The following is a 12,154-nucleotide window of genomic DNA, read 5'->3' as shown; positions in this document are numbered from 1 at the left end:
ACACTTTTCCCTCCAAAGGGATTCAATAAATGAAACCGGACATCGGTTGAGACCCTAATTGACCCGGCTGCTATAAGCTGTCATGTAATTTAAATTGTCAGCAGCGAGCCTGGGAGCGCGAGTTGAATCCTGTATTCGTTGAGCAGCAAATCTCGGTTGTTTCCTGCTTTTGACTCTCGACTCCACCACTGCCTCCTCTAACACGAAAATATTCCACTTAAACGTTTGCGAGTTTACCATAATGACCATCGATATGGCTAGTCATTATTAAAACAATACCCGGAAGATACACAGAGACCATTTTTAATGGAAGTATGCTCTCAAGATTGAGAAGTTGCACCGGGCCCGCGGGCCCTGTCATCGCCGGAGAGTTCGATCGCCCGCAATGAGGCTGGAACTGAGCTGCGATTTTTTTAAGTACACTGTACTTGACCAGACTTTTGATTTTCGCCAATAGTTCCCCAGAAATCAAAAGTTTGTAACTCGCTTTGAAAGCAAGCCCACGCACGCTGGAGGCCGGATTCAATCAAAAGTGGCTCCCAATACAGTCCCGGACGAACTTTTGAGCCTCATCGCCTTGATGTTTCCAGCCAAATCCCTCACGCTCAATATAGAATTTTGGCTAAAAACCCAGTTTTTCAACCCCCATCCGTCATTTCAACCATGATCCGCATCCATCCGCACAATCAGACAATGTAGCGAGCGTCTTTTCGTCAAAAGTTGGGATGAACGGTGGGCCGGTAGATTTGTGAGGGTAATGTCACTAGATTTTAGATTTTAGATTTTAGATTTTAGATTTTAGATTTAGTCCACAGATGAATCTGGGAACTGGAACTAGGATATAAATTTTTGGGCTGCTGGCGAATCCTGCCCCAGTTATGGGTTAGCCCCATTGTAGTTATGAATAATTTACCTGTTTATCATGAATGCTGAAGCCGTCAATTTTTTGATGGCATCTATCAAAGCCAATGTAAAATTCTTACCTCGATACTCGCCGGATTTATCTCCCATCGAGCTGTAGTGGGCAAAAATCAAAGCGATTTTCCCTTCTGAAGCATATCCACCTTCAAATGTTCTTGATGAAGCGATTACTAAAACTATTAAGGCTCTTACTGATGAAAATGCTTGGCCATCCTTTCATCACTCTGGTCTCTTTTGAGAACAAATTAAATAGTTAATTTTTGCGGTACATTCGATGGCTAGTACCTGTGAGTGAAAATATTGAGTTTTTAGCAAAGACTTTTTTACTAATGGTTGTTAACTTCGAGCCGATCATTAACGATTAGCCAATTCCCCGAAATTTGAGCCGGCAGTCATTCAGAGAAAATCTCTACTTATTCCTAGCGGTGTGCTTCTAGTTGCGCTGGTGAGGCGTTATAATTGCTCTGGCTGTCGTACTTGTAGATGTGAGCGTGAGAGTCACTCTCGAAAATATAATTGATGGAACTAGCTCCATAGTATGCCAGCGCTAGCAGCGACAATAGATGAAGAACTCTATAAATTGGTTTCTCAGATACTTCGTTCATTTTGACTCCTACTTTTTATGCAAATAACTAATTTGGATACCGTGACGGCACTTTTTTTTTGAAGTTCCCAAACATCTCGTACTTCCAAAAATTTAGCTGGCTCGCGTTATACACTCCTGATGCCCGATCGCCAAAAATAAGTCGTACTTGAGACTTGAAACAGTTTTGGTTGCCTATTTCATATTGCAGTCTCTGCCTTGAATTGTCTATCTAACTGCGGTAAGAGTTAGGGATTTTGGGCGCAAACGAACTCTACAATTTCCTGCTTAGAGCTGCTACGATTTGAATAAAGGGATCCCGAAAAGCTTAAATGGCAAAGAGTCTAGCTGTTTTTCCACGCCTCGCCAGGATTTTCCCACCTTCGATTAATGGTACGCAGTGGTCGGAAGTAATGAAAATTCTTAAGTTGGTCAGCGACCGACGAAAATATGTCTGAAGTTATATTTTTGCAAGCAACAGGCCATGTTACATTACATATTTATTTTGAGCTTGGTTGAGGTGGCAGATAATTTTTGAGTAAAAAAATTTTGCGGTCGTTGTTCGACAATGTGAGTCTGACAATTTTGCCGGAACAATTTTAACTGAAAGCATCCAGGATACCCGCCACGTGATTCATTCCGAAAGCAGACTCAGTACCCAGAAATAAAAAACCTGTATCCGATAAAGGAACCCCCGAATTTATCTCGCGCAAGTCAATGCTTCAAATCTAAAATCTAAAATCTAAAATCTAAAATCTAAAATCGCGCAATCGATTGACTGAGCCGCACCGTTAATTCACGATGTGACAGAAGAAAATTAGGCATCAGTCAATTGGAGACTTTGGCGTGATACGTGGGCTAGGGCGTGCGTCAATCTCGCTTAGTTCAACGATTGGAGATTTGAGATTTATGCCACAGATGAATCGGAGAGCTTGAACAAGATCCTAAAATTTAGGGCAGCAGCCGACTCCTGTCGGAAACTTGTATCCGTTTTTGGGCTGGATCAAAAAGCAGAAGGCAGAATTTGATAGCGGTAAAAAAATACTGTTTTAGGATTCAGAATTTTTATTTGATTCTACCTTCTAGCTGCATTTTTTTAGTATGAAACAAGATAAATTACTCGCTGCCAAAAGCGATGCACGCCGAATAATTTAGGAAGAGATAAGCGAGTGTGTTGAAGCCAGTTACTTCCAAAAGTTATTATAATTTTTGCTCGCATTGAGCTGTTTGTACAACAGACTTTTTGCTAGTAATTTGCAAAAGGGATAGGGGCAGAACAACAGGCCAAAACAGAGGGCCGATTATTAAGGCTATCCAAGATATCACGTCTTTTTTAGATGTCGCAGTATCATTCCAAAAACTTTTGAACCAAACAAGAAAAACGATTAAGGCAATAGAAAAGTAGCTAATCATTATCATTTTTTGACCTCCCTGTCTATAGATGGGATAGAAGTATTTATAATTATTGTATCTCAGGCGGTGGCTCGCCGATCGCAACTTTATGCCCTGAGCCACAAGCTGCAAGTGTCTTAAACCAAAAGTTTCACAGCTATGCAAGTCCATAGCCTGCAATGTTGAGCGGAATTACTCCTGCTGCGCGGCGGTATTGGCAACTCAAAGCCTTGCGTTCAGGGCTTTTCGAGGTTTTGTCAAACCTGGAGGCTACCACCCCAATCATAGCTTATGCGATCGAGGTATTGGGTTTGCTGTGATTTAAATCACGTATACTGGTAGACTTCGGTCACAAATCGAGCCAAGAACGATCGCACAGCTTAGCCGACTGCAATCACCCTACTCTTTTGTCAAATGCTCGATATTATAATAGTCGAGTTCAACGAGATTTCATGCAAGCTCTGACTTTAAAATCCGATCGGGCGATCGCTGAACTGTTCTATCAAGTCACCAATTCAGGCAATCTGACTCGCACTCAAAGCCACGGATTGCGCGAACTCTGCCAAAGCGCTCTCAGCGAAGATGCCAGAGATGCAGTCAACCGCCTGCTGCACGCCATCCGCCGCGGATGGGTCAGGATTTCCGATTAGTCTCCTCACACAAAAAGTTGAGATGAGTATTTTTACTTTCTCTCCTGTCAAGCTTTGCCAACAATAAGATTGAAGTGAGTAGGTCGATCCATTAACCCTCTCCAAAAAAAAATTGTAGTGCGATCGAAAAACTCGAACCGGTTTCTTGAAGAAGCCGGGATTTTTGATTGGAAGCAGCCAGTCGATTTTAGATTTTAGATTTTAGATTTTAGATTTTAGATTGACTTCACATATGAATCTGGGAGCTTGAACTAGAGCTTAAAATTTTGGATCGATGCCCACTCCTATCGGAAACTTGTATCTGTCTTTGGGCGGGTTATTAAGTATATCCACGGAACAAAGACCACACCAAGAAACTAGGTAAATGTAGGTAAAAGCGGGTTCCTAAACAGGCTAAAAGTTGTACCTTCAATTAAGCCATGCGATTTAGCTAGCAGTCATTAGTAATCTCTTAGGATCGCGAATTAAATAACTTACAATTTTAATTGTTATTGTGGGATGGGCGTCCTGCCCGTCATGAGTGGACGGGCGGGACGCCCATCCCACTTTCAAGAGTGGAAGTTATTTAATTCTCATTCCTTAATAGATAAATCTTAATTTATTTGTCACCGTTTCTTAACCAAAAGTAGAGATTTCGGAGTTGCCAAAAGCGAGAAATCGGGACGGGGTTTGTGTTTACAGTGCCAGGGCTATCGAGGAAATATCCGATCCCCTAGTCCGGCTGACACAAATCACTCATCAAGAGCCAATCGATCACATTTACTCCCGTAGTTGAATCACATAAATTTTGGAAAAATTAGTTAATACTGTCAAAAGTGAGTTCAAAAAAAAACACATGATGACAACCCAAACGCTGTTACCTCAATTTACTATTGCAGAGCTAGTCTTTCAGGTATATCACTCCGGTCTGCTGACTCCCACTCACCGACAACAGCTCAAGACAGCGCTGTTAAATGACTGTCTTACCGAAGAAGATCAAACAGCCATCAACCGCTTGCTCCACGCAGTTCGCCGGGGCTGGCTGAAAGTTGTAGATTAAACTCGGTGCTAAATTTTTTGCCACTACTCTTTAAATGCACTGTCACTTGAAGGCAGAATTAAATCCCCTTAAAAAAATTAGGCATTAGCCTAAATGTAGGGTGCGCCATAAGCACCCTGCCGTTTTAACTTCTATTTTCTCAGCTTATTTAGTCACAGATTGTGCCGTCAGGCATCATGGCCTCTCTCAGATTCGCTTCATCCAAATTAGTCCCACGCAAAGAAGCTTGATGCAAGTTTGCTCCCCGGAGATTTGCTCCCTTAAGGGAAACTCCGCTCAAATCTGCTTGATGGAGATTTGCACAGCTCAAGTTAGCTCCACTCAAATCGGCTCCCTTCAAATCAGCTTTTTCCAGATTTGCTTCCGTCAAATTAGCCCAACTCAGATTTGCTTGAGTTAGGTTAGCACGGCTGAGGTCAGCTTGTGTTAAGTTTGCATCGGTTAAATTTGCTTTGCTCAGGTTGATTCCGCAAAGCTTTACTTCTGTCAAGTTGGCACCTTGCAAGTTAGCGTTAACTGCATAAACTTGAATCAAAATTGCCCCCTGAAGGTTTGCATCTCTCATGTCTGCACCCCTGAGACTCGCCCCCGTTAAATCGGCTCCACTGAAGACGACACTCCGCAAGATGGCTCCGCTCAAGTTCGCTCCCACCGCCTCGCATTCGCCAAAATTAGCGGACATGAGGTTGGCTTGGGAGAGGTTGGCTTGACTGATATCTGCTTGATACAGATTAGCTCTGTATAGGGTGAGACCGATCGAATTTGCACCTTTTAAATTAGCGTGACTCAGGTCAATATCGCGCAAATTTGTCCTTGACATATTGGCACCGCTCAGGTCTACTTTGTGAAAAACCCGTTCTCCGGCTGCATACCGTCTGAGAAGTTCATCTGCATCCATGTCATTTTCCCCAAAATATTTAATAATACCTTTGATATTTAAATAATATTAGGAATGAGTGACCTTTACGTTTCTTGGGCTGAGTACCATCGGAAAATTGAGGATTTGGCTGTAAAAATTGAGGAATCTCAGTGGAAATTCGATCGAATTGTCTGTCTGGCGAGGGGAGGGCTGCGGGTTGGAGATACTATGTCGCGGATTTTCGACAAACCTCTGGCGATTTTAGCGGCCTCGTCCTATGGTGGGGCCGAGGGAAATGTCCGGGGCGCGATCGAGTTTGCCCGCGATTTGACAATGGTGGGCGATAATTTGGGCAGCAGCATTCTCCTGGTTGACGATTTGGTGGATTCGGGAATTAGTTTAGAGCAAGGTATCGCTTGGCTCAAGAATCGCTACGGCGAGGATATTCAGGAAATTCGGACTGCTGTACTCTGGTACAAGGCTTGTTCTGTTGCAAAGCCGGATTATTATGTAGATTATTTGGCGGACAATCCTTGGATTCACCAACCTTTTGAAATGTACGAAAAGATGAGTGCGGCTGATTTTGCGGCACAAGTTGGGAGTTAGTCAATAAAAAACTAAAATCAGGTCAAGCTTTAATATGGTTTTGCCGATATTTTGCACTTTTTGGCATAGTCCGTCAGGGGTTGAAACCCCTGTCTCATAGCTAAAGTCCTCTGAAGAGGACTGGATATTTATCAAGGTTCGGCAGTCTGTTTCAACTCTGATATTGCACCAGTATCAGCAACAGGCAAGATGCCTGTTCCACAAAGAGTGAATTTTCTTGTGGAACAGGCATCTTGCCTGTTCCTAAAAGGCTTATTGAGAATGGTGCAAGATATAAGTTTCAACCGACTGTCTTCTATGAGACGAGGAATTAATGCACTCCTAGGGCTTGTGGGTAAGTGCAAGTCGGCTGATAGAATTAGCGAACCGAAAGAATACGATCGCCCAATTCCATACTATCTGCCAAAACTTCCTGCCGCGCCCACCTATCCGCAGCCAAAATATCGTCTAAACCAGGACTTTCACAGTTATCGGCTTGATGTTTGTCGCACGCCTTCTCAATCAACTTCGGAATATCCAAAAACTGAATCTTCTCCTGCAAAAATAGCGCTACCGCCTGTTCGTTTGCCGCATTCAGCACCGCAGGCATCGAACCGCCCGCACGTCCCGCCGCATAAGCCAACTGCATACAAGGATACTTTTCGTGGTCTGGTTCTCGGAAAGTTAAATCCCCAGCTTTTACCAAATCGAGCCGTTCCCAATCTGTATGAATTCGCTCCGGCCAAGACAAAGCGTAAAGCAGCGGCAAACGCATATCCGGCCATCCCAATTGCGCCAAAACCGAGGTATCTTGCAACTCAATTAACGAGTGAATTATGCTCTGAGGATGGATGACAATATCAATGTCGTCATAATCCATTCCGAATAAGTAATGAGCCTCGATGACTTCTAATCCTTTATTCATCAAAGTAGCAGAATCGATCGTGATTTTCTGCCCCATCGACCAATTTGGATGTTTCAAAGCATCGGCTACTGTTACTCCTGCTAATTTGTCGATCGGCAAATCTCGAAAAGAACCCCCCGAAGCAGTGAGAATAATTCGCCGCAACCCGCCAACCATAACACCTTGGAGGCACTGAAAAATTGCCGAATGTTCCGAGTCAGCAGGTAATATTTTAACGCCGTATTTTTCGATTAAGGGGTTGACAACCGGGCCCCCAGCGATTAATGTTTCTTTATTGGCTAAGGCGATATCTTTGCCTGCTTTGATAGCCGCAATTGTTGGCAGCAAACCGGCACAGCCAACTATGCCAGTGACGACGGCTTGAGCGTCACCGTATTGGGCAACTTCGACAACGCCTGACTCGCCAGCAAGTAAAATAGGTTGAGGGTCGATGTCTGCGATCGCCTCCTTCAATTCCAGTAATTGATCTTCGTCGCAAATCGCAACAATTTCCGGTCGAAACTGGCGAATTTGCTGGGCCAGCAACGTTACATTTCGTCCGGCGGTTAACCCGACAATCCGAAATTGATCGGGGTATTGAGCTACAATATCCAGAGTCTGAGTGCCGATCGAGCCTGTGGATCCGAGAAGAGTTATTGCTTTCACAATTTTTTAAGGTTTTGTGGATTATTCTAATATTACGATTGCGGGGATAAAAATTAGTGGTTAACTATTGCGTGGAAAGCACATTCGATGGAATCATATTTTGAGTGACCGAAAGCATCCAGGATACCCGCCACGTGATTCATCCGTCCAGAAATAAAAAACCTGTATCCGATAAAGGAGCCCCCGAATTTATCCGTGGGGTCAATGCTTCGATCTAAAATCTAAGATCTAAAATCTAAAATCGATTGACCACAAGGTGCCAGATTTCATGCAGAATAGGGAAAATTTTGCTGATGACCGTGAGGACATCAGTGTCTCGATCGCCGAAAATATAGATGAAGGTCGATCCCAGCTACCGTCGAGTTTGGTTTGGGCGATCGCGACTGCTGCGGCAATTTTCTTGTTGTGTAGCAGTTTACGCCACGCTTTATTCCAATCAACTGCTTTCGATTTGGGAATTTTTGACCAAGCAATTTACTTAATCAGCCAAAACCAAACGCCTTTTTCTTCTTTAATGGGGATTCATATTTTGGGCGATCACGCAGCGGTAATCTATTATCCGCTAGCTTTGCTGTACAAAATTTACCCAGATGTGCATTGGCTGCTGTTGGTACAAGCAGTTGCATTATCCCTGGGGGCTTGGCCTACCTGGAGTTTAGCGCGTTTGGCAGGTTTGAATCAAGAACAATCCCGTGCGATCGCATTGATTTATTTGCTCTATCCGGTGGTATTTAACATCAATTTATTTGATTTTCACCCGGAAGTAATCGCTTTACCCGCACTTTTTGCCGCAATTTTGGCAGCGCGTTTAAATAAAATTGTGTGGTTTTGTACCGCTATTGTGTTAGTTCTCAGTTGCAAGGCGGTTTTGTCCATAACCGTTGCTGCTATGGGTTTCTGGCTGTTTTTTTGCGAAAAAAAGCAACGGTACGGGGCGATCGCACTTTTGCTAGGTGCAGCTTGGTTTTTGATAGCTTCCCAGAAAATAATCCCCTTCTTTAGCGGCAGCGAAGTCGCTGGAGTCGGGCGCTACAGCTATTTAGGAAAATCCGTACTAGAAATTATCATCAATCTCATATTAAAACCACAGTTAGTATTAGGAAAAATTCTTTCCTTCGATACATTCAAATATTTATTTCTCCTCACCTTACCTGTGATTTGGCTGCTATTGCCATTTTCGGGCAAACTACGGATACAATATCTAACAGCGCTAATTCCTGCCCTCCCTACCCTCCTGATCAATATCCTCTCTGACTTGCCATTTCAACGCAGCTTAGCCTATCAGTATTCAGTACCTGTAATTCCCTTTTTATTTTTAGCAGTAATCGCGAAGGAAGAAACCAGGAAGAGGGAAGAAATAAAAGGCAACAAGGAAGAATATCAAGCAAATAAGCAACAGTTTTTAACATGGGTGAATCTGCCACAAATTAAAAACTTCCGAATTTCTAAACTTTGGCGGGGAATTCAATTGCCGAGAATCATGATAATTTGGTCATTACTAATTTTCCTGGGTGTGGGCGAATATAAAGATTTTTATCTGTACCTAAATAGACTAGATACCTGGCAAGCTACACGCGAAGCAGTCGCACAAGTTCAACCGCAAAGCAGTATTTTAACCGATAATAGACTTGCCCCTCACTTTGCCCACCGCCCAATAGTAAAATTGCTGTCACAAATTTCGCCCCAAACAAATTTAGCTGAATTTCAATACATATTATTAAACCTGCGCCATCCCTGGCCTGATACTGAAAAACTTGGTGATACCTTAGCAAAGCAACTGAAAAAGTCTCCCGATTTTAAATTAACTTATCAAAAAAACGAAGTTATGCTATTTAAACGAATCGCTGATTAAATAATAAAATGCGAACTTTAAAATTCCTAAAAACTCATCCAGTATTTTTAATGATTGTCGTGACAACGATAGTCTTATTTACCGCCAGCAGCGCGCGGCACGCTTTGTTTCAGTCAACTGCATTCGACTTAGCAATTTTTGACCAAGCAATTTATTTAATCTCCCAAAATCAAACGCCATTTTCCTCTTTAATGGCAATCAATATTTGGGGCGACCACGCCGCTTTTATTTTCTATCCACTAGCTTTACTTTACAAAATATATCCAGATGTTCACTGGCTTTTTTTAGTACAAGCTGTTTCCCTAGCTTTAGGCGCTTGGCCGAGTTGGAGTTTGGCACGTCAAGCCGGATTAAACGAACAAAAAGCAATTGCAATTTCAGCCGTATATCTGCTTTATCCCGCAGTATTTAATGTCAACCTCTTCGACTTCCACCCAGAAGTAATTGCTTTACCAGCATTGCTAGCAGCAATCTTAGCCGCGAGGCTGAATAAAACCTTGTGGTTTTGTGCTGCTATTGTATTAGTTTTGAGCTGCAAAGCCGTGCTATCTTTAACTGTGGCTGCGATGGGTTTGTGGCTGTTGTGTTTTGACAAAAAACGCAATTGTGGGCTCATAGCTCTCTTTCTAGGCGCGGGTTGGTTTCTGGTAGTTACTCAGGCAGTTATACCGTATTTTAATCAGGGAAGAGAACACGCGGGTATCGGGCGATATCAATATTTGGGAAATTCTGTTTTTGAAATTGCTATTAATTTAATAGTGAAACCAAATCTAGTTTTAGGGCGTTTGTTTTCTTTAGATACTTTTGGATATTTAGCGTTATTGCTATTACCTATAATTTGGTGGCTGTCCCCGCGTCATCTGTCATCTTTAATTAGTGCTGTGCCGATGTTGGCGATGAATATTCTTTCCGATATCCCCGCTCAGCGGGATTTAATTCATCAATATTCTGTGCCGATATTGCCGTTTTTGTTGGTAGCCGTAATTTCCAGTTTGGCAGCTACCAATCAGCAAAAGGGAAAAACAATATTTGAGAGATTGCCACTTCCTAATTATCCCTTGCCTAGAGTCATTGTAATTTGGTCGTTGATTGCTTTCTTAGCTTTAGCGAAATACGGCTATTTTTGGACTATTTATTTAAAGGGGATCGACACTTTGCCGGCTACCAAAGAGGCAATTTCTCTTGTGGAAACCAAAGGCAGTGTTTTAACAAATGCTCAGATTGCTCCGCACTTAGCGCACCGCCCTGTGGTAAAATTAACTCAGGCTAACGCGCCACCTGCAAATCTCGCAGAATTTGATTATGTATTGCTGAACCTCAGATATCCTGGCTGGATGAGCGATCGAGCTTTTGTTAAAAACTTAGTAACTCAACTAAAAAACACCCCTCAATTTCAACTAAAATATCAGCGAGACGACATATATCTATTCACTAAGGATCGCGAATTAAATAACTTACAATTTTAATTGTTATTGTGGGATGGGCGTCCCGCCCGTCCCACTTTCAAGAGTGGAAGTTATTTAATTCTCATTCCTAAGAGTCATTAGTCAGCAGTCATCAGTCAGTAGTCAACAGTCAACAGTCAACAGTCAACAGTCAACAAATTCGCGCTAATCCTCCACTTTCACAGCCCTTCTTGCCAACTTCACGTAAGTTTTCACAGTTTCATAAGGCATTTCCAAATCAGCAGCAATATCCAGCAAAGATTCCCCCAATTCCCGGCGCGCCAAAATCGTTGCCCAAGTTTCCGCAATCTCAGCAGCGCGACTTCCACCTTTACGTTTTCTGTGCGCCATAAACTTCTGTGTCAATTCCTCTATTCGCGCCGCCAATACGCTTTGTATCGACACTTCAGGTAGGGCTTCTGTCAACCATTGCGATCGCGTTTGTCCCAATCCAAAAGTTGTTTTGTAGCCGATGCCGCAGTAAGGCGCTAACCGCCCCAAAGCATAAAATAACTGTACAAAATCAGGGCGATTGTGAGCCGATCGCCCTAGCCCAAATTCCACCGCCCCAGTGAATCCCGTTACCATACCTTTTTTGCCCGCCGCTACCTTTTGCGACTCCAATTCGTGGCGGCTAATAATTGCATTTTTATCAATCCAGTTCAAAAATTATGCTTGGTAAAAATTTACCACCTAAAAGTTATTCCAGCGGCGCAAATAGCTGTGAAAAACATTTTCGGTAACTGGCAAAGGGAAGTGATTGCCTTTGCTACGAAAGCTTGTAGGAGTCACAAAAATAAGTTTGATGGTGGGCAAAAATGGGCGTTCGGCTGTTAATAATTGCTGGTAATTTGTGGGAGAAAAAGCAATATCCCAAGAGCGAATTAGCAGCGGAGCATTTCGCAAATCTATCTCTTCGGGCAAATTTTGCAGCCACTGACTCAGCCACTGCACTACGGGCTTTGAAAGTCCTGTTACGTACCAGCGATAAATGCGATCGCCCAAAAGCTGAAATTCTTTGCCGCCGAGGAGCAAATCACCTTCCAATCCCGAAAGAGTAAAGGCTTTTTCTGACAAGCGAATTTCTTCATGTGATACCCGCCACGTGATTTATCCGTGGAATCAATCCCAAATCGAAAATCGAAAATCCTCAAGAAAGAGCATTTATCCGTGGGGTAGCCTCTAAAATCTAAAATCTAAAATCTAAAATCTAAAATCTAAAATCTAAAATCTAAAATCTAAAATCTAAAATCTAAAA

The 12,154-nt window shown here is 42.9% G+C and carries 9 protein-coding genes and 1 pseudogene; 6 read left to right on the top strand and 4 right to left on the bottom strand.

Annotation, left to right across the window (positions count from 1 at the left end):
* Positions 1-1,340 precede the first annotated feature (1,340 nt).
* Positions 1,341-1,526 (bottom strand): hypothetical protein, encoded by a 186-nt coding sequence (locus QUB39_RS13740; RefSeq protein ID WP_333209206.1) that lies wholly within the window; start codon positions 1,524-1,526, stop codon positions 1,341-1,343.
* Positions 1,527-3,075: 1,549 nt separating this feature from the next.
* Here QUB39_RS13740 and QUB39_RS13735 point away from each other — a divergent pair.
* The 3 genes from QUB39_RS13735 (at position 3,076) to QUB39_RS13725 (ending at position 4,585) form a co-directional block, all read left to right on the top strand.
* Complete coding sequence (locus tag QUB39_RS13735; protein ID WP_333056489.1) at positions 3,076-3,216, top strand: hypothetical protein; 141 nt, start codon at positions 3,076-3,078, stop codon at positions 3,214-3,216.
* A gap of 132 nt (positions 3,217-3,348) precedes the next feature.
* Positions 3,349-3,546, top strand: a complete 198-nt coding sequence (locus QUB39_RS13730; RefSeq protein ID WP_333056488.1) for a hypothetical protein — start codon at positions 3,349-3,351, stop codon at positions 3,544-3,546.
* A gap of 838 nt (positions 3,547-4,384) precedes the next feature.
* Positions 4,385-4,585, top strand: a complete 201-nt coding sequence (locus QUB39_RS13725) for a hypothetical protein (RefSeq protein WP_333056545.1) — start codon at positions 4,385-4,387, stop codon at positions 4,583-4,585.
* Positions 4,586-4,733: 148 nt separating this feature from the next.
* Here QUB39_RS13725 and QUB39_RS13720 read toward each other — a convergent pair whose 3' ends face one another.
* Entirely contained in the window at positions 4,734-5,483 is a 750-nt protein-coding gene (locus QUB39_RS13720) for a pentapeptide repeat-containing protein (protein ID WP_333056487.1), read from the bottom strand.
* Positions 5,484-5,537: 54 nt separating this feature from the next.
* Between QUB39_RS13720 and QUB39_RS13715 the strand changes: the two genes are divergently transcribed.
* The gene (locus tag QUB39_RS13715) at positions 5,538-6,050 is read left to right on the top strand and encodes a phosphoribosyltransferase family protein (RefSeq protein WP_333209209.1); all 513 of its coding nucleotides are present in this window, start codon (positions 5,538-5,540) and stop codon (positions 6,048-6,050) included.
* Between the two features lie 358 nt (positions 6,051-6,408).
* On the opposite strand, the gene dxr is transcribed toward QUB39_RS13715, so the two are convergent.
* Positions 6,409-7,599: a 1-deoxy-D-xylulose-5-phosphate reductoisomerase gene (gene dxr / locus QUB39_RS13710; RefSeq protein ID WP_333209211.1), complete on the bottom strand. Its 1,191-nt coding sequence runs from the start codon at positions 7,597-7,599 to the stop codon at positions 6,409-6,411.
* Positions 7,600-7,867: 268 nt separating this feature from the next.
* On the opposite strand from dxr, the gene QUB39_RS13705 reads away from it, so the two are divergent.
* A complete protein-coding gene (locus tag QUB39_RS13705) occupies positions 7,868-9,451 on the top strand; it encodes a DUF2079 domain-containing protein (RefSeq protein ID WP_333056484.1) in 1,584 nt (527 codons plus the stop codon).
* Between the two features lie 8 nt (positions 9,452-9,459).
* Positions 9,460-10,917: a DUF2079 domain-containing protein gene (locus QUB39_RS13700; protein WP_333209213.1), complete on the top strand. Its 1,458-nt coding sequence runs from the start codon at positions 9,460-9,462 to the stop codon at positions 10,915-10,917.
* Between the two features lie 144 nt (positions 10,918-11,061).
* Here the strand turns inward: QUB39_RS13700 and cas6 are convergent.
* Positions 11,062-11,850, bottom strand: a pseudogene (gene cas6, locus QUB39_RS13695) (CRISPR system precrRNA processing endoribonuclease RAMP protein Cas6).
* Between the last annotated feature and the right edge of the window lie 304 nt (positions 11,851-12,154).

Origin of the sequence: Microcoleus sp. AT8-B5 (assembly GCF_036705565.1) — a bacterium.
In the GTDB taxonomy this organism is placed as follows: Bacteria; Cyanobacteriota; Cyanobacteriia; order Cyanobacteriales; family Microcoleaceae; genus Microcoleus.
This window is presented reverse-complemented; position numbering and strand designations above follow the sequence as displayed.

Coding starts and splice junctions, on each gene's coding strand:
- QUB39_RS13740 (WP_333209206.1), bottom strand. CDS start 1,526: ATGAACGAAGTATCTGAGAAACCAATTTATAGAGTTCTTCATCTATTG.
- QUB39_RS13735 (WP_333056489.1), top strand. CDS start 3,076: ATGTTGAGCGGAATTACTCCTGCTGCGCGGCGGTATTGGCAACTCAAA.
- QUB39_RS13730 (WP_333056488.1), top strand. CDS start 3,349: ATGCAAGCTCTGACTTTAAAATCCGATCGGGCGATCGCTGAACTGTTC.
- QUB39_RS13725 (WP_333056545.1), top strand. CDS start 4,385: ATGACAACCCAAACGCTGTTACCTCAATTTACTATTGCAGAGCTAGTC.
- QUB39_RS13720 (WP_333056487.1), bottom strand. CDS start 5,483: ATGGATGCAGATGAACTTCTCAGACGGTATGCAGCCGGAGAACGGGTT.
- QUB39_RS13715 (WP_333209209.1), top strand. CDS start 5,538: ATGAGTGACCTTTACGTTTCTTGGGCTGAGTACCATCGGAAAATTGAG.
- QUB39_RS13705 (WP_333056484.1), top strand. CDS start 7,868: ATGCAGAATAGGGAAAATTTTGCTGATGACCGTGAGGACATCAGTGTC.
- QUB39_RS13700 (WP_333209213.1), top strand. CDS start 9,460: ATGCGAACTTTAAAATTCCTAAAAACTCATCCAGTATTTTTAATGATT.